At 69.5% G+C, this 23388-nt stretch carries 23 protein-coding genes and 2 tRNA genes; 11 read left to right on the top strand and 14 right to left on the bottom strand.

Annotation, left to right across the window (positions count from 1 at the left end):
• Positions 1-3 precede the first annotated feature (3 nt).
• Positions 4-561, bottom strand: coding sequence for an NAD(P)H-dependent oxidoreductase (locus GON09_RS01805; RefSeq protein ID WP_213930341.1), 558 nt, complete (start codon positions 559-561; stop codon positions 4-6).
• Between the two features lie 134 nt (positions 562-695).
• Here GON09_RS01805 and GON09_RS01800 point away from each other — a divergent pair, with 134 nt between their 5' ends.
• From GON09_RS01800 to GON09_RS01790, 3 genes are read left to right on the top strand one after another with little or no spacing between them, the layout of a single operon-like run.
• Positions 696-1334: a TetR/AcrR family transcriptional regulator gene (locus tag GON09_RS01800; protein WP_374195374.1), complete on the top strand. Its 639-nt coding sequence runs from the start codon at positions 696-698 to the stop codon at positions 1332-1334.
• 4 nt (positions 1335-1338) lie between these two features.
• Positions 1339-2127, top strand: a complete 789-nt coding sequence (locus GON09_RS01795) for an META domain-containing protein (protein WP_213930340.1) — start codon at positions 1339-1341, stop codon at positions 2125-2127.
• A gap of 24 nt (positions 2128-2151) precedes the next feature.
• Positions 2152-2568 (top strand): META domain-containing protein, encoded by a 417-nt coding sequence (locus tag GON09_RS01790; protein ID WP_213930339.1) that lies wholly within the window; start codon positions 2152-2154, stop codon positions 2566-2568.
• 6 nt (positions 2569-2574) lie between these two features.
• On the opposite strand, the gene GON09_RS01785 is transcribed toward GON09_RS01790, so the two are convergent.
• On the bottom strand, positions 2575-3123 hold the full coding sequence (locus GON09_RS01785; RefSeq protein ID WP_213930338.1) for a nucleosidase: 549 nt from the start codon (positions 3121-3123) through the stop codon (positions 2575-2577).
• The gene (locus GON09_RS01780) at positions 3120-3896 is read right to left on the bottom strand and encodes a fructosamine kinase family protein (RefSeq protein ID WP_213930337.1); all 777 of its coding nucleotides are present in this window, start codon (positions 3894-3896) and stop codon (positions 3120-3122) included. Before GON09_RS01780 ends, GON09_RS01785 begins: the two co-directional genes overlap by 4 nt.
• A gap of 74 nt (positions 3897-3970) precedes the next feature.
• Between GON09_RS01780 and nadE the strand changes: the two genes are divergently transcribed.
• Positions 3971-4807 carry an ammonia-dependent NAD(+) synthetase gene (gene nadE / locus GON09_RS01775; protein ID WP_213930336.1) on the top strand — a complete coding sequence of 279 codons (837 nt, stop codon included), beginning with the start codon at positions 3971-3973 and terminating at the stop codon, positions 4805-4807.
• On the opposite strand, the gene GON09_RS01770 is transcribed toward nadE, so the two are convergent.
• A complete protein-coding gene (locus GON09_RS01770) occupies positions 4804-5082 on the bottom strand; it encodes a MoaD/ThiS family protein (protein WP_213930335.1) in 279 nt (92 codons plus the stop codon). The genes nadE and GON09_RS01770 overlap by 4 nt on opposite strands.
• Positions 5075-6133 carry a GTP 3',8-cyclase MoaA gene (gene moaA, locus GON09_RS01765; protein ID WP_213930334.1) on the bottom strand — a complete coding sequence of 353 codons (1059 nt, stop codon included), beginning with the start codon at positions 6131-6133 and terminating at the stop codon, positions 5075-5077. Before moaA ends, GON09_RS01770 begins: the two co-directional genes overlap by 8 nt.
• Before the next feature lie 129 nt (positions 6134-6262).
• Here moaA and GON09_RS01760 point away from each other — a divergent pair, with 129 nt between their 5' ends.
• The 4 genes from GON09_RS01760 to GON09_RS01745 all read left to right on the top strand — a co-directional run bounded on the left by GON09_RS01760 (position 6263) and on the right by GON09_RS01745 (position 10511).
• The gene (locus tag GON09_RS01760) at positions 6263-7453 is read left to right on the top strand and encodes a molybdopterin molybdotransferase MoeA (RefSeq protein WP_213930333.1); all 1191 of its coding nucleotides are present in this window, start codon (positions 6263-6265) and stop codon (positions 7451-7453) included.
• Positions 7450-8448, top strand: a complete 999-nt coding sequence (gene moaCB / locus GON09_RS01755; RefSeq protein WP_213930332.1) for a bifunctional molybdenum cofactor biosynthesis protein MoaC/MoaB — start codon at positions 7450-7452, stop codon at positions 8446-8448. Before GON09_RS01760 ends, moaCB begins: the two co-directional genes overlap by 4 nt.
• The gene (locus GON09_RS01750) at positions 8441-8854 is read left to right on the top strand and encodes a molybdenum cofactor biosynthesis protein MoaE (protein WP_213930331.1); all 414 of its coding nucleotides are present in this window, start codon (positions 8441-8443) and stop codon (positions 8852-8854) included. Before moaCB ends, GON09_RS01750 begins: the two co-directional genes overlap by 8 nt.
• A gap of 223 nt (positions 8855-9077) precedes the next feature.
• The gene (locus GON09_RS01745; RefSeq protein ID WP_213930330.1) at positions 9078-10511 is read left to right on the top strand and encodes a DEAD/DEAH box helicase; all 1434 of its coding nucleotides are present in this window, start codon (positions 9078-9080) and stop codon (positions 10509-10511) included.
• A 15-nt stretch (positions 10512-10526) separates the two neighbouring features.
• On the opposite strand, the gene GON09_RS01740 is transcribed toward GON09_RS01745, so the two are convergent.
• The 3 genes from GON09_RS01740 to GON09_RS01730 form a co-directional block, all read right to left on the bottom strand.
• Positions 10527-11549, bottom strand: coding sequence for a CobW family GTP-binding protein (locus GON09_RS01740; RefSeq protein ID WP_213930329.1), 1023 nt, complete (start codon positions 11547-11549; stop codon positions 10527-10529).
• 72 nt (positions 11550-11621) lie between these two features.
• On the bottom strand, positions 11622-12257 hold the full coding sequence (locus tag GON09_RS01735) for an MBL fold metallo-hydrolase (RefSeq protein ID WP_213930328.1): 636 nt from the start codon (positions 12255-12257) through the stop codon (positions 11622-11624).
• A complete protein-coding gene (locus GON09_RS01730; RefSeq protein ID WP_213930327.1) occupies positions 12254-13339 on the bottom strand; it encodes an S-(hydroxymethyl)mycothiol dehydrogenase in 1086 nt (361 codons plus the stop codon). The genes GON09_RS01735 and GON09_RS01730 overlap by 4 nt, the downstream gene beginning before the upstream one ends.
• A 332-nt stretch (positions 13340-13671) precedes the next feature.
• Between GON09_RS01730 and GON09_RS01725 the strand changes: the two genes are divergently transcribed.
• Positions 13672-15444, top strand: a complete 1773-nt coding sequence (locus GON09_RS01725) for a cutinase family protein (RefSeq protein WP_213930326.1) — start codon at positions 13672-13674, stop codon at positions 15442-15444.
• A gap of 39 nt (positions 15445-15483) precedes the next feature.
• On the opposite strand, the gene GON09_RS01720 is transcribed toward GON09_RS01725, so the two are convergent.
• Positions 15484-16761 (bottom strand): LuxR C-terminal-related transcriptional regulator, encoded by a 1278-nt coding sequence (locus GON09_RS01720; protein ID WP_213930325.1) that lies wholly within the window; start codon positions 16759-16761, stop codon positions 15484-15486.
• Positions 16762-16901: 140 nt separating this feature from the next.
• Here GON09_RS01720 and GON09_RS01715 point away from each other — a divergent pair, with 140 nt between their 5' ends.
• Together GON09_RS01715 and GON09_RS01710 are read left to right on the top strand one after the other, a co-directional pair.
• Positions 16902-18479, top strand: coding sequence for an AMP-dependent synthetase/ligase (locus GON09_RS01715; RefSeq protein ID WP_213930324.1), 1578 nt, complete (start codon positions 16902-16904; stop codon positions 18477-18479).
• 87 nt (positions 18480-18566) lie between these two features.
• Entirely contained in the window at positions 18567-20411 is a 1845-nt protein-coding gene (locus tag GON09_RS01710; protein WP_213930323.1) for a siderophore-interacting protein, read from the top strand.
• An 85-nt stretch (positions 20412-20496) separates the two neighbouring features.
• Here the strand turns inward: GON09_RS01710 and GON09_RS01705 are convergent.
• The 5 genes from GON09_RS01705 to GON09_RS01685 all read right to left on the bottom strand — a co-directional run bounded on the left by GON09_RS01705 (position 20497) and on the right by GON09_RS01685 (position 23387).
• Positions 20497-20569 (bottom strand) — tRNA-Ala (locus GON09_RS01705).
• A gap of 73 nt (positions 20570-20642) precedes the next feature.
• Positions 20643-20715 (bottom strand) — tRNA-Ala (locus tag GON09_RS01700).
• Between the two features lie 146 nt (positions 20716-20861).
• Complete coding sequence (locus GON09_RS01695; RefSeq protein ID WP_213930322.1) at positions 20862-21611, bottom strand: DsbA family protein; 750 nt, start codon at positions 21609-21611, stop codon at positions 20862-20864.
• Between the two features lie 40 nt (positions 21612-21651).
• Positions 21652-22143, bottom strand: a complete 492-nt coding sequence (locus tag GON09_RS01690; RefSeq protein ID WP_213930321.1) for a MauE/DoxX family redox-associated membrane protein — start codon at positions 22141-22143, stop codon at positions 21652-21654.
• A gap of 26 nt (positions 22144-22169) precedes the next feature.
• Positions 22170-23387: an MFS transporter gene (locus GON09_RS01685; RefSeq protein WP_213930320.1), complete on the bottom strand. Its 1218-nt coding sequence runs from the start codon at positions 23385-23387 to the stop codon at positions 22170-22172.
• Position 23388 lies beyond the last annotated feature (1 nt).

The raw sequence follows: 23388 nt of genomic DNA, 5'->3' as shown, positions 1-23388 counted from the left end.
CGATCAGGCGTTGGCGAGCACCTTGGTGGCGTCGGCGAGTGCCGCGACAACCGCAGCGACCTGCTGCGCGGTCTCGGCGTGCTCCTTGGCGTGGACGCCCGCAAACTTGCCGAAGGTCTCACCGACGGACAGCGAACCACCGTCGACGATCGTGCCGCCGGCGATTCCGACGGCCTTGACCGCGTCCTCGAGGGCCCACTTCGCGGCGTTCTGGCTGGGCGACTGGCTCACGATGGCGACGGGCTTGCCGCTCAGCGCGCCGGCACCGTAGGGGCGGGACAGCCAGTCGACGGCGTTCTTGAGCACTGCGGAGACGGTGCCGTTGTATTCGGGGGTGACGACCAGTACGGCATCGGCGTCGGCGGCAGCGTCACGCAGGGCCACGGCAGCAGCGGGAGCCGCTTCGCCGTCGAGGTCCTCGTTGTAGAAGGGAACGTCGGCGAGGCCCTCGTAGAGGGTCACCTCGACGTTCTCGGCGGCGACCGCCGCGGCGGTCTCGGCGAGCTGACGGGAGACGGAGCCGTCGCGCAGGCTGCCGACGAGGGCGAGAACTCGGGTCATGGGAACATCCTCGGGTCGAAGTGGTTGACTACGCAAGGTTAAACGGACCGCGGTCCGCTTTATTCCTCGCCCCGCTAGAGTGTGACCTTGTGAACACTCGCCCCTTGCCGGACGCGGACGGTCGAGCACTGCCCCTGGCGAGCGCTCGGGCGCTACCCCTGGCGGAGGAGCAACTCTCCGAACGGGGTGACGCCGCACGTAATCGTTCTCGTCTGCTCGACGCCGCCGCCCTGCTCGTCGCCGAGCGCGGCGTCGACGCCGTGACGATGGATGCCGTCGCGGCGCGGGCCGGGGTCGGTAAAGGCACCGTCTTCCGCAGGTTCGGTTCCCGCGCCGGTCTCGTCCGCGCACTGCTCGACCACAGCGAGCGCGAGTTCCAGCACGGTTTCCTGTTCGGCCCGCCCCCGCTCGGCCCGGACGGCGAACCCCTCGACCGGCTGATCGCCTTCGGCCGTGCGCGCATCGAACTCGTCGAGGTGCAGGGCGAACTGCTTCGCGCGGCCGAGGCCGCCGGGGACTCCCACTACTCCGCCCCCGCCCACCTGGTCTCGCTCGCCCACGTCGACGCCCTACTGCGCGCTGCCGACATCGGCGGCGACACCCGGTTGCTGGCGACCTCGCTGATGGCGTCGCTCGAGGCGACGCTGGTGCTCCACCAGTGGCGCGAACTCGGTTATCCGCTGCGCCGACTCGCCGACAACTGGGCCGAACTGGCACACCGCGTCGTCACCGGCCGAGGTGCCCACGAATCCGGATCGAGCGCCGTACCGTAACGGCATGTTTCGCACATTCCGGGTATGCGCGCTGATCTGCCTGGCGGCCGTGGCCGCCGCGTGCAGCACCGATTCGGATTCGGCCGGCAACTCGGCCGACGACCTCACCGGTCGCACCTTCGTGTCGACGAACGTGACGGGTGCACAGATCCCCGGGGCCGGGCCGCTGGTGGTCGCGTTCCCGGAGGACGGACGTATCTCGGCGACCGCCGGATGCAATCGCTTCGTCGGCGGCGTGGACCTGTCCGGCGGCACGGTGAAGACATCGAACCTGGCGAGCACGATGATGGCCTGCCCGCCCGCGCGCGAAGAGGCCGACGCCTGGCTCACGGCCCTGTTCGGCGTGGAACCCCGGTGGTCGCTCGACGGGAACTCCGTCACCCTGACCGGCGACGACATCACGGTCTTTCTCGAGGACGAGAAGGTCGTCGACCCCGACCGTCCGATCGCCGGCACCGACTGGGTGGTGACGTCGCTGCGCACCGCCGATGCCGTAACCACCTCGGTGGCACTCGAGAGCGCCGCGCCGACGCTCGTGTTCTCCGAGGACGGCACCGTCACCGGCAACACGGGCTGCAACGAGTTCGGCGGCACCGCCGAAGTCGGTGACGACGTCGTCCTGTTCGAACCGCTCACCATGACCCGTGCCGCCTGCGCCGACCCCGAGGTCACCGACATCGAGACACACATCCTCACCGTGCTCGCAGGTGAGACCACCTACAGCATCGAGGGATCGTCGATGACGCTCATCGCGGCGAACGGCACCGACGGACTGGAGTTCACGGCCCGCTGATCCGTTCTCGGTACCGTGAGACGCATGCCGGGAGCAGTCCGTGTCGTCGCCGTCCTCACTCTGGGTGCGGTGCTGTCCGGATGCGGAATCGGAGCATCGCCGTCCGATCCGATCGGCCGCCGCTACGTCTCCACCGAGGTCACGGGGCGGCCCATCCCCGGAGGCGGCCCGCTGGAATTGTCGTTCCCCGCCCGGGAGCGGCTCGCCGCATCCGCCGGATGCAACCGGTTCACCGGCACCGCCGACCTGTCCGGAGGACAGATCCGTGCCGGAACCCTGGCGTCCACGAGGATGGCGTGCCCTCCCCCGCGCGACGGCGCCGACGACTGGGTGCGGACGCTGTTCGCGGGCGCACCCCGGTGGACGCTCGACGGGGAGATCCTCACTCTGACCACCGGTTCGGTCACCGTCACACTCACCGAACGCACGAATGGGCGCTGAGATGCGTCAGTAGCGCTCGACGAGCCACCGCGCGAGTTCCTGTGCGCTGCGGTCGACCTGCTTCGGCCAATCGAGCGCGGAGTCGTCGGCCTGATCGCTCACGTGCTTGACGAGCCGGCACCGCGCGCCCATACGACGAGCGGCGTAGGCGACTGCGAAACCTTCCATGTCCACCAGATCGGCGCGGGCGGCGAGCGCGTCGCGGATCTGTGCGTCCGAGACGAACGAATCACCGGTCGCGAGCACACTGCCGTCCCCGTCGTCGATGTCGACAACGTCCCGCACCGGATGACCGAGGCTCTTCAGGATCTCGCTGCTGATGTCGTGGTTGAGCACGGCGGACGGGAGGAACAACCCCGAGTGATGCGTGCGCAACGCGCCGGCGGTACCGATGTTGACGACGAGCGGCCGCGCGTCGGCCGGATACGCCGCGAGCGCCGCCGTGACGGCGACCGCCGCGTCCACCTTCCCGATCCCGGTGATCACCGTCTCGTAGCGCTCCGGGACGTGCGCCGCCTCGGCGCGGGTTGCGGACACGACGAGGATCCCGTTCACGTACTGCCTCCGAGTTCGAGGGTCGCGAGTGCCGCCCGGTGCAGCTCCCGCCCGTACCCGGCACCGTATCCCGCGGCATGTACCGCCAGTGGATGCAGCTGGTGCACGGGCGCCCGCCGCTCCCATCCGACGCCCAGCGGATGCGCCGATTCGTAGCCTTCGACGACCCGGCGCAGGTGCGGGCAGCCGAAGAGTGCGAGCATCGCCAGGTCGGTTTCGCGGTGTCCGCCGTGCGCGGCGGGATCGATCAGGACGACGCCCTGCGGGGACCACAGCACGTTGCCGTTCCACAGGTCTCCGTGCAGCCGCGCGGGTGGATCGTCGTCGTCGAAGGCTCCCGCCGCGACGAGATCGCAGGCGGCGTCGATGTCGCGGCACTGGTGGCCGGTGACGCTGCCCGCGTCGACCGCGATGCGCAGGAAGGGCAGCACCCGTTCGGTGACGTAGAACGATCCCCAGGTGTCGTGCACGGTGCGGCTCATGGGACGGCGTCCGATGAACAGCTGCCCGTCGTAACCGTCGGGTGCCGCGCCGAAACCGCCGGCACCGGCGTCGTGCATCCGCGCGAGTGCCGCGCCGAAGTTCCGTGCGGCCTCGGCGGAAGGGGACGTCTCGGCGATCCGGTCCAGTTCGATGTGGTGCTCGCTCACCGACCGCACCGCCGCCACCGGCATACCGGCCTCGGCGAGCCACGCCAGACCGGCCGCCTCGGCCCGGAAGAAATCCGGGTTCGCGTGCGGGTCGTGTTTGCGGAAGAGATCTCCGGTGCTCACGCCGAAGAGTCTGCCTGCCCGCGCTCTTCGCCGTTGTATCGCAGCAGTAACACGGGAACGCTAGTGTCGTGCAGATGACGAACCTTCGCGATCGGATCATCGAAGAACTCGGGGTGAAGCCCTCCATCGACCCGCGCGCCGAGATCGACGCGCGGGTGCAGTTTCTCGCCGACTACCTCCGTAGCACTCCCGCGAAGGGATTCGTGCTCGGCATCAGCGGCGGGCAGGACAGCACGCTCGCCGGCAAGCTCTCCCAGCTCGCAGCGGAGAAGCTCCGCGCCGAGGGCCACACGGCGGAGTTCGTCGCGGTGCGTCTGCCCTACGGCAAGCAGGCCGACGAGCACGACGCCCTCGTCGCACTCGAGTTCATCGGTGCCGACCGCACGCTGGGCGTCGACGTCAAGCCCGGAGCCGACGCGACCGCCTCGGAGGCGGCCCGCGCGCTGCACGGCACCGAGACGCGTCTGCGCGATTTCGTGCGCGGCAACATCAAGGCCCGCGAGCGCATGATGATCCAGTACGCGATCGCCGGCGAGCTCGGTTACCTCGTGGTCGGCACCGATCACGCCGCCGAAGCGGTGACCGGCTTCTACACCAAGTACGGCGACGGCGGCGTGGACATCACTCCCCTGGCCGGTCTGACGAAGCGGCAGGGCGCGGCGCTGCTGCGCGAGCTCGAGGCGCCCGAGAGCACCTGGATCAAGATCCCCACCGCCGACCTCGAGGACGACCGCCCCGCGCTGCCCGACGAGGAAGCGCTCGGCATGACCTACAGCGAGATCGACGACTATCTCGAAGGCAAGGACGTCACCGACGACCTCGCCAAGCGGCTCGAGACGAAGTTCCTCGACACGCGGCACAAGCGCGTGATGCCCGTGGCGCCCTTCGATACCTGGTGGCGCGAGGGTTAACCACCCGCGAAGGGCGGCAGGACGTCCACTCGGGACCCGGCCGGGCGGCCGAGGTCCCGGGTGAGTTCGCCCGTACCGCCGTCGCCGGGCTCGAGCAGGAATGCCGCCACGGACAGGACGCGCTCCATACCGGGTCCGTAGCGATCGACGAGAACGGCACGCAGCGCACCGAGATCGGCGTCCTCCGGCAGGTCGATCGTGTCCTTCTCACGTCCGGCCGCGTCCGCCGCCGCGGCGAAGTACCGCACCTCGATTCCGGTCGTCACATCAGCCACCGATAGCTCCCATACTCCGCTGCGGCGGCGCGAAGTCCGCCGCGTCCATTCCGTGTCCGGCCCATTTGTTCCACATCGCCCCGCGCCACACCGCGGCGAGTTCGTCGTCGGTGGCGCCGCCCCGCAGGGCTGCGCGTAGGTCGGTCTCCCGGTCGCTGAACAGGCAGGACCGGACCGTCCCTTCGGCCGTCAGGCGCGTGCGGTCGCAGTCGCTGCAGAACGAACGGGTGACCGAAGCGATGATCCCGACGGTCGCCGGGCCGCCGTCTACGAGCCAGCGTTCGGCCGGCGCGGACGGATCTTCCCGTTCGGTCGCGGTGAGCGTGAACCGTCGACCGAGCACGTCGAGCAACTGCTCCGCCGGCACCATCTGCGAACGGGCCCAGGTGTGATCGGCGTCGAGGGGCATCTGCTCGATGAACCGCAGCTCGACGCCCTCGTCCAGGCACCATGCCAAGAGATCTGCCGCACCCTCGAGGGTCTCCGGCATCAGGACGGCGTTGACCTTCACCCGTCCGAACCCGGCGGTCACCGCAGCCCGGATGCCGTCGAGCACCGAATCGAGCCGGTCGCGGCGCGTGAGCCGCGCAAAGTGCTCGCGGTCGATGGTGTCCAGCGAGATGTTCACCCGGGTCAGTCCGGCGTCCGCCAGTGCCTGCGCGCGATGTCGGAGACCGACCGCGTTGGTGGTCAGTGCGATCGGCAGGCCCGGCGTCTGCTCCGCGCATCCGGCGACGATGTCCTCGAGATCTCGGCGCATGAGCGGTTCCCCGCCGGTGAAGCGCACCTCGTGGACACCGAGCCGACCGGTCGCGATGCCCACCAGACGCACGATCTCGGCGCTCGTGAGCAGTTTGTCGCGGGGGATCTCGGGAAGTCCCTCGGCAGGCATGCAGTAGGTGCAGCGCAGCGAGCACTTCTCGGTGAGGGATACCCGCAGGTCTCGTGCGACACGACCGAAACGGTCGAGGAGCTCGGGCACGTCGGGCCGATCGGACACGTCGTCTGCGCGATCGCGCACGACCGGGATGCCCATGTCCACGGCTGTCATACGACCATCGCTTTCATACAGCCCAGTATGCCCACAACCGATGATCGTGACACCGCATCCGGACAGACGGGGCACCCACGGCGCGTCGTCGAGGGTGGGGCGCGCCACTCGTGTGCCTAGGATGGCGGCATGACGAGCGGCAAGCGGTCCGTGGAGGAACACGAACAGCACGTGGCGGAGTTGCTCGGCCCGTTGTGGGAGAAGAGCCCGCTGCGGGTGCCGCTCGCCCACGCACTGCACCGCACGCTCGCGCAGGACATCGAGTCCCCGCTGGACCTGCCGCCCTTCCGCAACTCCCAGATGGACGGTTACGCCGTACGCGCACACGACCTCGCGTCGGCCCCCACGGATCTGCCCGTGCAGGGCGTGCTGGCCGCGGGCGACACCGTCGCGGCGCTCGAACCGGGTCACGCGCTGAAGATCATGACGGGCGCACCCGTCCCGGACGGCGCCGACGCCGTCGTCCCGGTCGAGGACACCCGCTCCCCCGACCCGGACACCGTCACCGTCGAGCGCAGCGTGGCGCCCGGAACCTACGTGCGTGAGGCGGGCACCGACGTCCGCAAGGGCGATCTGCTGCTCCCGGCCGGCACGGTCCTCGCCGCCCGCCACATCGCTGCGCTCGCCGCCGTCGGTCTCACCTCGATTCCCGTCCGTGCACGGCCGCGCGTCGCGATCATCTCCACCGGAAGCGAACTCGTCACGGCCGGGAGCGAACTCGGCCCCGGCCAGATCTTCAATTCCAACGGACCGGCGCTGGCAGCGAGCGCGACGGCCAACGGCGCGGACGTCGTGACCATCGACCACTGCCACGACGATCCCGAGGAATTCGTGACGATGCTCCGACACGCCGTGGGTGTCGCCGACGTGGTGTTCACCTCGGGTGGGGTGTCGAAGGGTGACTTCGAGGTCGTGAAGGACACGCTCGGCCCCCAGGGCGGGCAGTTCGTGTCGGTGGCGATGCAGCCCGGCGGACCCCAGGGCACCGCGGTGGTCGACGGTGTCCCGATCCTGACCTTCCCCGGTAATCCTGTCAGCGCCCTCGTCTCGTTCGAGGTGTTCGCGCGACCGGCGCTGCGGGCCGCCGCCGGCTATCCGCCGGTCGTGTGCGAGAAGCTGCCGCTCACCACCGATCTCACGTCGATCCCGGGGCGCCGCCAGTTCCTGCGGGGACGGCTCGACGAGAACGGGGTGACCCCCTTCCGCGGGCACGGATCGCATCTCGTCGCCGGACTCGCCGCCGCCGACGTGCTCCTCGACATCCCCGCCGACACCACCTCCCTCGAAGCCGGAGACCTCGTGAAAGTACGGATCCTGTGACCGATCTCAGCCACCTGGACGACCAGGGACGCGCCCGCATGGTGGACGTCTCCGCGAAGACCGACACCACACGGATCGCCGTGGCGGCAGGCGAACTCGTCACCACCCCCGAGGTGATCGCGCTCGTCCGGGCCGATGACATGCCCAAGGCCGACGTCCTGGCCACGGCCCGCATCGCGGGTATCGCCGCGGCGAAACGCACCTGGGAGCTCATCCCCCTGTGTCATCAGCTGGCGCTGTCGTCGGTGAAGGTGATGTTCGATTTCACCGACACCTCGATCACGATCGAGGCCACCGCGAAGACCAAGGGCCCGACCGGAGTCGAGATGGAGGCGCTCACCGCGGTCGCCGTCGCGGGCCTGACCCTGCACGACATGGTCAAGGCCGTCGATCCGGCCGCCGTTCTCGACGGCGTGCGGCTGGTCTCCAAGGAGGGCGGCAAGCGCGGCCACTGGACCCGCGACGACGCTCCCCACCGGGACGGGAAGCCGGAGCGGGAGGAGCAACTGCCGGAACAGTCGGGGCGTTCCGCCACGGTGGTCGTCGCATCGACCGGTGTCGCGGCGGGCACCCGCGAGGACCGCACCGGCCCGCTCATCCGATCGTGGCTCGAAGACAAGGGATTCGCAGTCCGCGGCCCCCTCGTCCATGCGGACGCCGACATCGCCGCCGGTCTCGCCGACGCGGTCCGTCCGGGTCCGGCCCTCGTCGTCACGACCGGCGGTACCGGAGCGTCGCCCACCGACGCCACCCCCGAAGCGACTCTCGCACTGCTCGATCGCGAGCTGCCCGGCATCGCGGAGTCGATCCGGCAGCGCGGACTCGCCGCCACTCCGCACGCGGTGCTCTCACGCGGGATCGCCGGTCTCGCGGGCCGCACGGTCGTCGTGAACCTGCCCGGCTCTCCCGGCGGGGTCAAGGACGGTCTCGCCGCCCTCGACCCGATCCTCGACCATCTGTTGGCCCAAGTCGCAGGAGGCGGCGCTCATGAGTGAACTACTGGCCAGGATCTCGTCGGAGCCACTCGATCCCGCGGCGGTGGACGCCGCGGTGGCTGGCGCCGAACACGGTGCCGTGGTGGTCTTCACCGGTGTCGTCCGCAACCACGACGGCGGGCAGTCGGTGACCGCCCTGCAGTACCAGGCACATCCCGATGCCGAAGCGTTCCTGCGGCGGTGCTGCGAGGACGTCGCGGCGAAATCGGGACTGCCGGTGGCGGCGGTGCATCGAGTGGGCGATCTCACCATCGGCGATCTCGCGCTGGTCGCGGCCGTCGCCGCCCCGCACCGCGCAGAAGCCTTCGCCACCTGCGCCGAGCTGGTCGAACGCATCAAGGCCGAGGTACCCATCTGGAAGCGGCAGCACTTCACCGAGGGCGCCTCGGAATGGGTGGGTCTGTAGCCGGGACGAGGATAGGCACGCACCCCGTGCGGTAGGGTGACATGGTTCGGGCGTCACGACGACGCCCACCGTCGTGGGATACCGGCGGCCCGGGATCGTGCCCGGCCCGCACGCGCAGCTGCAGTACGCACAGATGCACCGGCTTTCCTTGCGGCGATCGCACAGCACCACGGGCACGACCCGCCGAGTGCACACACGCCGCATCGAAAGGCAGCGCTGTTCCATGACCACATCTTTCTCCGATCTCGGGGTGCCCCGCCCGCTCGTCGCCACACTGAACGACGCCGGGATCACCAGCCCCTTCCCCATCCAGGTGGACACCCTCCCCGACACGCTCGCCGGCCGCGACGTCCTCGGACGCGGCCGCACGGGTAGCGGTAAGACCCTGGCCTTCTCGATCCCGCTCGCTGCCCGTCTCGCCGGCAGGAGCACCCGGGCGGCCGGCCGGCCGCGTGGCCTGATCCTGGCCCCCACCCGCGAACTGGCGACCCAGATCGCCGCGGCGATCGAACCGCTCGCGCATTCGTCCGGGCTGAAGGTCACCACGATCTTCGGTGGCGTATCGCAGAAGCGTCAGGTCGAGGCCCTGCGTCGCGGCGTCGACATCGTCATCGCCTGCCCGGGCCGCCTCGAGGACCTCATGCGCCAGAAGTTCGTCGCGCTCGATGACATCGAGGTCACCGTGCTCGACGAGGCCGACCACATGGCCGACCTCGGCTTCCTCCCGGGCGTCACCCGGATCCTGACGGCGACGCCGAAAGACGGTCAGCGGCTGCTGTTCTCGGCCACCCTGGACAACGGCGTCGACAAGCTCGTCAAGCGGTTCCTGAAGAACCCGGTCATGCACTCGGTCGACGAGGCCACCTCCCCCGTCGCCGCGATGACCCACCACGTCTTCGACGTCGCGGGTATGGATGCCAAGAAGGACCTCGTCCGCACCCTCGCGTCGGGTACCGGTCGCCGAATCCTGTTCATGCGCACCAAGCACCAGGCCCGCAAGCTGGCCAAGCAGCTCACCGACTCCGGTATTCCGGCGGTGGACCTGCACGGCAACCTCTCGCAGAACGCCCGCGACCGCAATCTCGCGGCCTTCTCGTCGGGTGAGGCCCGCGTGCTCGTCGCGACGGATGTCGCGGCGCGCGGTGTCCACGTCGACGACGTCGAACTCGTCGTGCACGTCGACCCGCCGGCCGAGCACAAGGCCTACCTGCATCGCTCGGGCCGTACCGCCCGCGCCGGCAGCACCGGCGACGTCGTCACCGTCGTGTTGCCCGACCAGCGCAGGGATCTCGCGGCCATCATGCGCAAGGCCGCGATCGACGTCACCCCGGTGAAAGTGACGGCGGATTCCGAGCATGTGCTGAAGCTCGTCGGCGAGATCGCGCCGCACGTTCCGCCGGCACCGAAGCAGGCTGCCGCGCCGTCGCGTCCGCAGCGCAACGGCGGCGGTCGACGTTCGTCGGCTCCCCGTCAGGGTTCCGCTCAGAGCTCCGGTTCGGGGCAGCGTTCCTCCTCGAGCGGACAGCGTTCCGCGGATGGACAGCGCTCCTCGGCAGGACAGCGTGCGGCCGGAGGCCGGCGTTCGGCCGGTCAGGGTGCCGCAGCCGCAACCGGTGGTCGGCGCCGTCCCCAGCGCCGCACCTCTGCTGCACGCTGAGCCCGACCGTCCGCGTCAGCGAGGCGTGAATCGGTGTATCGCGTACATCGCGTCCGCGGACACCGGTTCGGTCGGCACACAGCGGCGTAATTGCTCCCGTACGTCGTCGGCGTCGAGATCGGCGCCGATGACGACGAGCTGCGTCCCGCCGGGCACATCGTCCCCGCGACCCACCGTGTCGAATCGGATGTGATCGCCCACGGTGTGCACCAGATAGGTGGCGGTGTGCAACCCGGCAGTGACATGCACGTATCCCTTGATACGAAACACCCCTGCGGGCTGGTTCTCGAGGAAATCGACCAGCACGCGGGGGTGTAGTGCGTCGGCGGCTTCGAAGGTGATCGCGTCGTAGCCCTCGTGCAGATGGGTGTGGTCGTGCTCGTCCTGCTCGTAGAGCAGCTCGTCGAGGGTGAGCTGCTCCCCGGGCCGGGGACCGGGACGCTCCGGGATGTCGAACAACAGCGCCGGATCGATGCGACCGTGGTCGGTGGAGACGACCGCCGCGCGGGAGTTGAGCCGGCACAGGCGGGTCAGCAGATCGTCGTGGGCGTCGCCGTCGATACGATCGGTCTTGTTGATCAGCACCAGATCTGCGAGAGCGACGTGCTGCTCGAGTTCGGGATGCTGCGCTGCGGTCGCGTCGAACTCCACCGCGTCGACGACGAGCACGATGCCGCCGTAGGTGACGTATTCGTTCTCCGAGCCGGCGACGAGCCGAATCATATTACGGGGCTCGGCGAGTCCGCTCGCCTCGACGACGATGACGTCGAGATCGGACGCGCGGTGGGCGAGCTTGTCGAGCATCGCGTCCATGTCGCTGACATCGACTGCGCAGCACAGGCATCCGTTGCTCAACGAGACCATCGAATCGACCTGACCCGCCACCATCATGGAATCGATGTTGACGGAACCGAAGTCGTTGACGATCACGCCGATCCGCGCACCGCGGGTGTTGCGCAGCAGGTGGTTGAGCAGCGTCGTCTTCCCCGCGCCGAGAAATCCGGCCACCACGATCACCGGGATCTGCTTCTTCGCCATGAAGGTGAGAGTAGCGGTGCCCTCGTGCGCGGTTCCGGTAGCGCCTGCTACCGGAACCGCGCACCGGCGGCATCAGCTGCCGCGCTTGATCCACTCCTCGAGATGCGGCGACTCGGTGCCGATGGTGGTGCCGTCGCCGTGACCGGTGTGCACCTTCGTCTCGGCGGGCAGCGCGAACAGCTTGTCGCGGATCGACCCGATGATGGTCGGGAAGTCCGAGAACGAGCGGCCCGTCGCACCCGGTCCGCCGGAGAACAGCGTGTCGCCCGTGAACAGCTCACCCGCTTCCGGCAGGTACAGGCAGGTCGAACCCGGTGAATGCCCCGGGGTGGCGATCGCCCGGATGTCGGTGCCGGCCACCCGGATCCGCTCCCCGTCCTCGAGCGTGCCGTGCGCGACACCCGGGTGGGTCATCTCCCACAGCATGTCGTCGGCCGGGTTGAGCAGGATCGGCGCGTCGAGCTTCTCGGACAGTTCGGGCGCGACGGTGATGTGGTCGTTGTGGGCATGTGTGCACACGATCGCCACGACCTTCCGTCCACCGACGGCGTCGATGATCGGCTGCGCGGTGTGCGCGGCGTCGATCACCACCACCTCGGAGTCGTCGCCGACGAGCCAGATGTTGTTGTCGACCTCCCATTCGCCGCCGTCGAGCGCGAAGGTGCCCGACGTGACGACCCGGTCGACGCGGATCGGCGAAGTGCTCACAGGACCACCACCGAACGCAGCACCTCACCGCGGTGCATCGTCTCGAACGCCTTCTCGACGTCGTCGATGCCGATGCGCTCGGTGACGAACTTCTCGAGCGGCAGACGTCCCTGCTGGTACAGATCGACGTAGGTCGGGAAGTCGCGCTCGGGCAGACAGTCGCCGTACCACGAGCTCTTGAGCGAACCGCCGTGCGAGAAGAAATCGATCAGCGGCATCTCGAGGGTCATGTCCGGGGTGGGCACACCCACGAGAACGACGGTGCCGGCGAGGTCGCGGGCATAGAAGGCCTGCTTGTAGGTCTCCGGACGGCCCACGGCCTCGATGACGACGTCGGCGCCGAAACCGTTCGTCAGTTCCTTGATCGCCTCGACGGCGTCGACCGAGGTGGAGTTGACGGTGTGGGTCGCGCCGAGATCGGTGGCCCACTCGAGTTTCTTGTCGTCGCGATCGACGGCGATGATCGTGCCGGCACCCGCCAGACGGGCCCCCATGATCGCGGCGTCGCCCACACCGCCGCAGCCGATGACCGCGACGGACTGACCGCGGGTGACCCCGCCGGTGTTGACGGCAGCACCGAGACCGGCCATCACACCGCAGCCGAGCAGGCCCACGACGGCCGGATCGGCACTCGGGTCGACCTTGGTGCACTGGCCGGCGTGCACGAGGGTCTTGTCGGCGAACGCGCCGATGCCCAGCGCCGGGGTGAGCTCGGTGCCGTCCTCGAGCGTCATCTTCTGCGTGGCGTTGAAGGTGTCGAAGCAGTACTGCGGCTCACCGCGCTTGCAGGCGCGACACTGGCCGCACACCGCGCGCCAGTTCAGGACGACGAAGTCGCCCACGGCGACGGAGTCGACACCCTCGCCGACCGACTCGACGACGCCGGCGGCCTCGTGGCCGAGCAGGAACGGGAACTCGTCGTTGATGCCGCCCTCGCGGTAATGCAGGTCGGTATGGCACACACCGCACGCGGCGATCGCGACGACGACCTCACCGGGTCCGGGATCGGGGATCACGATGGGCACGACCTCGACAGGCGCTCCCTTCGAGCGAGCGACGACTCCGCGGACTGTTTGCGACATGATGTCTCCGTTTCGTGATGCGACCGGCAATGTCCGGTGATTCCGACTTCCGGTGATTCCGACCCTAGCCACTCCCGCGACGCTCTGCTCCTGATCGTTCGACGGGTCCGACCCCGCCGAACGGCCAGTCGCACCCCGCCGACGTCGAATTGTCCGATCGGCGTATTTCTCTTGCATTGTGCGGTCCGCTGTTCGCGACGGCATTCTCCGTCGCCACCTCGGCAAACCTGTGTCGATGTAACGCTCCGACCGACCTTCACGAAATCCGTTACGACCCGCCGCACTTCGGCGGGCCGGCAATTCCTCGGTGAGAAACGGATTGGTAGAGGCCCATGGCACTTCGAAAGTCGCTGTCGCGTCGGCGAATTCTCGCCGGCGTCTTCGCTCCCACCGCACTCGGAGTCGTGGCAGCGGCCGCGATCGTGCTTCCGCAACAGGACACCCCCACCGTTGCCGACCCGTATCTCGCCGGCCTCGCGAAGACCACCGAATGTCACGACATGGTCAGCCTGGGCATCGGCGGTCGTGGCGACATCCCTCGCGACGAGGCGATGATGCTCGTCGACGAGAACGGCAACCGGCTTCCCGCCGCCCAACAGGGCGCCTACAGCAGCCACTGGGTCGAGCCGGTCATCAGCGCGCCGCTCGCGAACCACGAGGCCGGCGACGGCTACGCGGCCATCTACATCGAGTACCCGGCCGACCTCGCCAGCTACGAGAACGCCGTGAACAAGGGTGCCGAGAACACCATCGAGGTGATGAAGGCCATCCGGCGGTCCTGCCCCGACACCCAGTTCGCCATCGTCGGGTTCAGCGAGGGCGCCGACGTCGCGCGCCGCGCCGCGATGCAGATCGGTGCGCAGGAGCCGGGCGAGGACGGTTCCTGGGAGATCATCGATCCCGACGCCGTCAGCGGCGTCGTCATCCTCTCCGACGCCGGCCGCAAGGAAGGCGACGGCTTCTTCCCCGGCGCGGAGAACGGCACCAATCCCGACGGCTTCGACCGCCCCTACCAGCCGGGAAGCCCCGCGGTTCCCGGCCGCGGCGTCCTCCCCGACACGAACGGCGGTTTCGGTCTCCTCGACGGCAAGGTCGCGTCGTTCTGTTCCGAGGGCGACTTCACCTGCTCGGCACCCGAGAACATCGCCTTGATCGAACTGCTCGCGAACGTCGGCCGTCAGGTCAACGGCGACGCGCTCGAGCGCGAGGGCCTCACCCCCGCGACCGGCGCCGACCTGGCCCAGGTCATCGGTCGGGTCGCGCTGCTCGCCCTCGCCGACATCTCGGCGGACCCGGATTGGATGCGGTCGGACGAGACCTTCCTCGAGGTGCTGATCAAGGTCTCCGATCCGAGCTACGACCCCGCTACCGCACGCCCCACCACGCCTGTGGCGGCCGACGCCGACGCCACCGGAGAGGACGGTGCCGAGGCGCCCATCCCCGCGGAGCGTCTGTCGAATCTCGCATACCTGCCGGAGAAGATCGTCAAGGAGGTCGTCGGGTTCATCCGGAGCAACCAGAACACCCTCGCGGTGGTGCTCGCCGACCCCTACGACCAGACCTTCGGCTACAACGAGGAGACCCGGGACCACTACGGTCACCACTTCGACTACTGGGACGACGACATCGACGGCAACGGCACGTCCACCGTCGAGTACGCCGCCGCATGGCTCGAACACCTGGCCAAGGAAGCCAAGGAGGGCAAGAAGGTCGATCCGAAGAAGGTCGACCGGGCCGCGGTGCTCATGATCGCCGAGGAGACGACGAAGGCCGAGACCGCGGAGGCGTCCACGGCACCGGAGACCTCACCGTCCGCGACCGAGACCGACGGTGTGGCGGTCGTCGACAGCAGCGTGCCCGCCCCCGTCGACGGCGTACCGGCCCCCGCGGGCGATCCCGCCGCGCCGGTGGCCCCGCTCGCACCCGAAGCCGGTGCGCCGGCAGCCACGCCCACCCCGGTGACCACCACGGCCGCGGTCCCCGCACCGTCGGATACCACGACTCCGGCGACGGGCGAGACCACCGCCGGATCGACCACCTCCTCCGGGACGCCCACGACGACCGTCGCCCCCACGACGACCACGTCGCCGGCACCGGCTGCCTGATCGTCCTCGACGGGCTACCCGACGACGGAGAACTCGGCGTCAGCCCGCGGCGCGGACCCCGGCCTCTGCACCGAGAGCCGCGGCCTCGCCGCGAGTGCTGACGCCGAGTTTTCGTAGTACGCCGGCCACGTGGAACTTCACCGTCGACTCGCTCACGCCGAGACGTTCGGCGATGACGCGGTTGCGGCGTCCCGCGACCAGATGTTCGAGCACCTCGATCTCCCGGGGCGCGAGAGCGGCGAGCGCATCGAGCGCCTGCCCGTCCGTCGCAGCAACCGGCAGGTCGAGCGGAAAGCTCACCGCGATCCGCGTCCCCCAGCCGGGAGTCGATTCGGATTCGATTCCCCCGCCCAGGGTTTCGACACGATCGCGGAGCTGACGTTCGAGTTCGGCGACCTCGATCTCGCCGGTGCCGTCGTCGCGCACGTCCACCAGCAGAGTCGAGTTGTCGCAGCTCCACGCGACCCGGACCCGTGTCACGTCGGTCTGGCCCGACAGCGCCAGCACCGCCCCCCGGGCGATCGCGCGGGCCGCGTGCGCGACCTCGCCCGGCAGTCCCCGTCCACCCACCGGCGGGGCGACCATCTGCAGGTCGAGCGGCCGGTGCCGCACGAGATCGCGCAGTTCGCCGTGCAGTCGGGCGAACGCGGTGGTCAGCGCCTCCTCCGCGAGTTCGCGGTGCAGATCCACCGCCGATCGCAGACCGATCAGCGCCTCGGTCGCCGTCTCCCGTGCCGTGGTCCGGGCTCGGGTGTCGTCGAGATCCTTCGATCGCAGGGTCGCGAGGATCGTCTCGAGGGTCACGGCATGGGACTCGGTGAGTTCGGCGACGGTGCGGGCCCGCTCCGCCGAGGCGGCCCTCGACTCCGCAAGATATGCCGGACTCGCGGTGTGCACCTGCAGCCGGATTCCGGTGGCGACCACGCCGAACGCCGCGCGCACGAGTTCGAGGGCTGCGGCGGTCGCCCGCGTGCCGCGCGGCACGAACAGCAACAGTGTGTCGGTGCTGTCGAGGATCGCGCACACTTCGCGATCGCGTCCCGCGACACGGAAGCTGCCGCGGCGGATCTCCCCCACGGCGAGCTCGCTCCGCACCCGATCGAGTTCGGCGATGGTCACCCGGTCGACGATCGACGGGTCGCCCGCCACCTTCCGTGGCCGGCCGGTGCATTCCCTCGTGAAGATCACCATGGCGCTGTGCGGAGCGAGGTCGCCGACGTAGACGGAGAAGCGCTGAGCGATCTCCGCGAGCGGACCGGTCAGGACGTCGCGCAACTCGGCGATCAGGACCTCGGGACGACGGGCAGTGGGACTCACGTGCCCACGATATCGGCGCCCGTGTACTGCGCACTTGCGCCCCTCGGGGTTCGACCGGCGGTAACATTTCCGACACCCGGCAACGCGCCCGCGGGTACCGGGCGACCCCGATTCTTCGTCCGTGGGAGGTGCTGCGAACAGTGGCGAACCCCCGCTCGGCGACGAGAAGCACGACCCCGGCCGACGCTCGCGAAAAATTTCCGACCACCGTGCCGGATCTGTTGCTCGACCGGGTCGCCCGCTCCCCCGAATCCGTCGCCTACCTGCGTCCGGAGGGTGATCGGTGGCGTCCTTCGACGTGGACCGAGGTGCGCCGGGAGGTCTTCGAGCTCGCGGCCGGCCTGATCGCTCGCGGTGTCGAACCCGGGATGCGCGTCGCGATCTGCGCGACCACCTGCTACCGGTCCGTCGTCGCCGACCTCGCCGTGGCGTGCGCGGCCGGCGTCTCCGTCCCGATCTATCCGGCGACACGCGACGACGAGGCGCGAGCCCAGATCCGGCGTGCTCACGCCGTGCTGACGATCGCCGATCGACCGGTCCTCGAGACCTCCCTGCAGCGACTCGACCGTCTCGACGAGCTCGCCGCCGAGGGTCGCAGTCTGTTGCACACCACACCCGACGTCGTCGAGCGACGTATCGCGGCGCTGTCTCCGGACGATCCGGCCGCGCTGATCTACACCGCGTGCGAGGACGGACGCACGAAGGGTGCGTGCTTGACCCATCGGAGCACGACCTACGGTGCCCGCGCCGTGGCGCAGACGGGCATGATCTCGTCCTCCGACCGCCAACTGCTGTGGCTCCCGCTCGCGCACGTGTTCGGCCGGTCGCTCCTGCTCATGGCGATGCACGCGGGTGCGACCACTGCCGTCGACGGTCGCGCCGACAGGGTCACCGCGAACCTGCGGAGGGTGCGTCCGACCTTCCTCGGATCGGTCCCGCACGTCCTCGAGAAGATCGCCCGGCTCGAGCGGGACGAACTCGGGGGCCGACTACGCTTCCTCATCTCCGGTTCGGCACGGCTGCCCGATGCGATCGCCGAGCGGCTCGAACGGCTCGGCGTGCCGGTGCTCGAGGGTTACGGGATCACGGAGACCTCCGGGCCGTCGTGTGTGAACCTGCTGGACGCGCGCCGTCCCGGCACCGTCGGCCGGCCACTGCGGGGCACCGAGGTTCGGATCGCCGACACCGGTGAGCTCCTCATCCGCAGTCCCGGGGTGATGACCGGCTACCACGACGATGCTGCGGATACCGCTGCCGCACTCGACGCCGACGGCTGGTTCCACACGGGCGACCTCGCCGAGATCGACGCCGACGGCTTCGTCACCGTCACGGGCCACCGCAAGGACACCTTCAAGACCAGCACCGGAAAATACGTCGGACCGACCGCACTCGCCGACCGCTGGCGGCGGGTCTGCCCCGGCAGTGAACTCGTCGTGGCCGGGGAGCTGCGTCCGTACTGCGTCGGCCTCGTGTTCACCACGGCGCCCGACTCGGTGGTTGCAGCGGCGGTGGAGCAGCTCAACGCCCGCTCGGATCCGTGGGAACGCGTCCGCCGGTTCGCCACGGTGGGCACACCACCGGACGACGCCGATCTCGACTCGGCCGGACACCCGATCCGCGATCGCGTGCTCGCCCGGTACGCCCGTCTCGTCGACGAGCTGTACGCGAACGGCCGCCGCGCGGGGCAGGACGGGACGCGGCAATCGAAGGCCGTCTGAAGTAAGGTTCGCCTAAGCGCAGGTCGCCGTACGACCGGACGACCGGTCGTCCCGCCACCCCGATCCCTTGCCGAGGAGAACACACACATGGCCCGTAGTCTTCGCCCCATCGAGGTCTTCCCGATCACCACGCGGTATCTGACGGTGCTCCGCGTGACGGACGTGAGCCCCGGGATGCGGCGGGTGACCCTCGGGGGCGAACAGTTGCAGGCCCACGTCGCACCGAACGGCTGCCCGGTCGGCGCGTTCCGGTCCGACGGCCTCGACGACGAGTTCAAGTTGATGTTCAAGCATCCGGATCTCGACGAGGCCCTCGGCCCGACCCAGGCCGACGGCGTGGTGAACTGGCCGCGCGATCCGAAGCTGCTCATGCGCACCTACACCGTGCGACGCTGGGATCCGGTCGCCGGTGAGATCGACGTGGACTTCGTACGCCACGGCGTGGGTCCCGCGTCGAGCTGGTCGTACCGTGCGGAGCCGGGCGAGACGATCCAGATCGCCGGACCGAAGTCGTCGGCCGGGCACCCGGTCGGTGTGGACTGGACGCTCGTGGCGGGCGATGAGACGGCACTGCCGGCCATCGGGCGTTGGCTCGAGAACTGGCCGCACGGGGCACGCGGTCAGGTCTTCGTCGAGATCGCCGACGAGTCGCATCGTCAGGAGTTGCCCGTTCCCGACGGGGTCGAGCTGACCTGGCTCAGCCGCGACGGCGCCGAGCCGGGCACGACCACCCTGTTGTTCGACGCTCTCCAAGGCGCCGAGTGGTGGGACGGAAAGGTCTTCGCCTGGGTGGCCGGGGAGACCCTCACGCTCACCCCGATCCGGCGGTGGCTGCGCAACGAGAAGGGCCTGCCCAAGGAACAGGTGGAGGTCACCGGATACTGGCGTCGCCAGGAGGTCGCGGTATCGGAGACCGACGCCTCCCTGCCCGATTTCGAGGCGACCGAGGACGAGCGTGACCGCTTCGACGAATTGGCCGAGATCGCACCGGGTTTCGCGCTGCGGGTCGCGGCGACCATCGGCCTGGCGACAGCCTTCGACGCCTCTCCGCGCACCCTCGACGAACTCGTCGCCAAGACGGGGACGGACCGCGCCGGCCTGGGCAGACTGCTGCGCTATCTTGCCGCAGTCGGGGTGGCCGAGGATCTCGGTGAGAGCCGGTTCCGCCTCACCGGCGTCGGCCGTGAACTCGAGGACGACCACCACATCGAGGAACTCCGCCTCGACGGCGTGCACGCGCAGCGGGAGCTGGCCGGCATGCTCGCGCTGCTCGCCGCCGTCCGCACGGGCCGCGGGGACGATGCGCAGCGATTCGGGAAGAGTTTCGCGCAGCGTGTCGCGGACGACACCGCGCTGCTGACGGACCGGTACGAGCAGGAAGCGGAGATGGCGGTCTACTTCGCCGGCGCCCTCGCCGCGAAGGTGCCCACCGACATCTCGACCGTGATGGTCACCGGTGAGGCCGCCGGTTCCTACGCCCACGCGCTGGTCACGGCGAATCCGTCGGCACGAGTGACCGTCGTGGCCGCGCCGTCGGAGATCGAGGTCCTGCGCGGCATCCACGGCGAGCACGAGCGCGTGGCGTATGCGCCGGGCAGCATGCTCGGCGCCCGGCCCGAACCGGTCGACGCGGTACTGCTGACCGGGCGGCTGAACGAACTTCCCGATGCCGATGCCGTACACGTCCTGCAGCAGGCGGCGGCCGGACTGAACCCGGGTGGCCGGATCCTCGTCTTCGGCAACGTTCTCGACGAGACCGCAGGTGAGCACGACTACGAGGACGACCTCATCGACTTCGCGCTCAGCGGTGGCGGGGGGCGTACGCACGAGGACCACCTGGCGTTGTTCGAGGCCGCCGGTCTCGCGGAACCCGAGCGGACGACCGTGGGCTGGGGTCTGACGCTGTACACGTCCGCCGGCTCGACAGACTGAGACAGTGCGACTGCGGCGGCCTCGCGACCGGCGGGGCCGCTGCAGCGCTGCGAGGAACTTCGTGCGAAGAAGTTCTATCGAAGAGTGGAGCTAAGGGGACTCGAACCCCTGACCCCCACACTGCCAGTGTGGTGCGCTACCAGCTGCGCCATAGCCCCTTGCACGGCCCTGACGGGGACCGCCACCGAAGACTACAGGCGAGAGCGTGAACTCTCGCCTGTAGCGATCTTGTGGAGCTAAGGGGACTCGAACCCCTGACCCCCACACTGCCAGTGTGGTGCGCTACCAGCTGCGCCATAGCCCCGTATTCGGTTGTACCGTCGCGCTCCGGTGACCCCTTCGCGCTGAAAGAAAACTACACCATCGCGCTCGGCGCCAACAAATCGCCTGGTAGACGACGCGATGGTGACGGGAGCACGCGCCCGACGCGCGCTCCCGTCACCGTGCGATCTATCCGACGAGTTCGGTCACCCAGTTCTCGTTGCCGAGGGCGTCGACGACGGTTCCCTCGTACACGACGGCCGGGGTGCCGGCCGCTCCGGTCGTTGCGAGCAACTGCCGTCCCGCCTCCGCGTCGGCCGAGGCCTCCTCGACCCGGGCGCCGTCGGTGATGCACTGCGTGACGTCCTCGGAAGCACCCGCGTCGCGGGCCATCTGCGCGAGACCGGCGTTGTCGATGTCGCCGTTGCCGCCCTCGGCAGGCTGGTTGTCGGGCGAGAGCAACGCGTCGTGGAAGGCGGAGAACGCGCGGGCGTCCCCGCTCTCGGCGACGCACTGCGCCGCTGCTACCGCGCGGGTCGAGTAGTCACCACTGCTCGACGCCCCGTCCAGGAAGGCGAGCATCCGATACCGCACCGCCAGCTGCCCGTCGTCGATCGCCTGGGCGAGCTCCTGCGAGTGCTTGTGCTCGAGTTCGGCGCAGTACGGGCACATCGGGTCCTCGAACAGGTCGATGGTCCTCATGGCGTCCGGGCGGCCCAGCAGGATCGCACCGTCGTCCTGGATCGACACCTCCACCGCGGCGTTCTGCACGGTGCCGTAGCCGTCGTTGCGGGGGTCGCTGCCACCCGAGGACCACAGGACACCGCCGACGACGAGCGCACCGATCACCAGGACCGCGATGCCGCCGAGAATGTAGGTGAACCTGTTCGACGTCGGCTCCGGTGTGTACTTGGCGGATGGGACCTTCTTCGCGCTCACGGATGCTGCCCTCTGCTGCTCGTCGGTGGGATAGACGATCTCACTCTGCCATCGACGGCTGAGGGGCCGCTGAGAGGGAAGTCCGCGAGCCCGGACCGAGCGCGAACCAGGTGCGCGGTCGGACGACCAGCCACATCGACATCGCCAGGAAGCCGACGTCCCGGGCGATCTCGATCGCGTAGTCGCGGCCGTCGACACCCTCGACCATGCCACCTCCCCCGAAGCAGCCGCAGTCGATCGACAGACCGCGCGCCCACGCCGAGGCGATCGCGACGACGAGCGCGACCAGCCCGAGTGCGCTGACGAGCGCTGCGACGCGGGTCGCCGATCCCACCAGCAGGACCAGCCCCAGGACCAGTTCGAGCACGGGAAAGGCCGCGGCGAACGGCCGCACCCAGTCGGTGGGCAGGATCTGGTACGCCCGTACCGCCACGACGGTCTGTGTCGGGTCCGAGAACTTCACCCAACCGGAGACGAGCCACACCGCTGCCAGACCGAATCGGGCGAGCGTGGAGACGAGACCGACCCACATGCCGGCGACAATACTCGGCGGTCGACTCACCGCGCCGTGTCGCCGGTCACCGGTGCGGCCTGCTCGGCGACGCGGGTGCGCCCGGCGACGAACCACGGCACGGTCGCCGCGAGCATGATCACGCCCGTGACCGCGAAGGCCGTCGAGTACGACAACCGGTCCGCGAGGAAACCGGCCGCGATCGGACCGATCACCGCGCCGACGTCGGCGACCATCTGGAAGGCGGCGAGCACCGGCCCGCCCCGTGCCTTGCTGCCCACGACGTCGGCGACCGCGGCCTGCTGCGAGGGGTTCGACAGTCCCGAGCCCATGCCCGCCACGAACGAGGTGATGAGGAACCACACGACGCTCTCGGTGAATCCCATCGCGATCGTGCTGACCCCGCACACCACCAGGCCGGCCAGGACGAAGGGCCGTCGCCCGAACCTGTCGGACAGCTTGCCGGACTTGATGAGGACGAGTGCGTTGCCCACCGCGAACGCCGTCAGCGCGACACCCGCGAACGCCTCCCCCTCGTCGAGGGCCTCGACGACGAACAACGGCACCATCGCGACGCGGACCCCGAACACCACCCAGCCGTTGGCGAAGTTCGATCCGAGCGCCGCGCGGTAGACCGGTGAGCGCAGCGCATCGCGCAGCCGCATGACGGGCACACCGTCCCCGGCGTCGGGGCGGGCGAGATGGGACGAGCGCAGGCTGATCCCCACGACCGAGGCCGCCACGAGCAGCGCCACGGCATAGATGAGGAAGGGTGCGCGCAGACCCAGTCCGATCAGCGCACCACCGACGAGCGGGCCGAGGATGTTGCCCATGAGGAAGCTCGTCGCATACAGGCCCGAGACGCGCCCGCGGGCATCGGCAGGTGCGATCCGCACGAGCAGCCCGAGCGCCGACACGGTGAACATCGTCGACCCGATACCGCCGAGGGCCCGGAAGACGAGCAGCTGCCAGTAACTCGCGGCGAACGCGCACGCCCCGGTCGACAGGGCGACGATGAGCAGACCCGTGATGTAGACGGGCCGCTCCCCCAGCTTCTGCACCAGCGATCCGCTCGCGGGTGCGAACAGCAGTCGCATCGCCGCGAACGACGACACGACGACGGTCGCCGCCGTGACACCGACGTCGAAGCTGCGCGCGAATTGCGGCAGCGCGGGAGCCACGAGACCGAAGCCGAGCGCGATCACGAAGCTCGCGACGACCAGAACCCAGATTTCCCGCGGCAACGCCGCGTCACGTGTCCGCATG

Source organism: Rhodococcus sp. B50 (assembly GCF_013602415.1).
Classification (GTDB): Bacteria; Actinomycetota; Actinomycetes; order Mycobacteriales; family Mycobacteriaceae; genus Rhodococcus.
The sequence above is the reverse complement of the archived record's forward strand: the minus strand, read 5'-3'. Positions and strand labels throughout refer to the sequence as shown.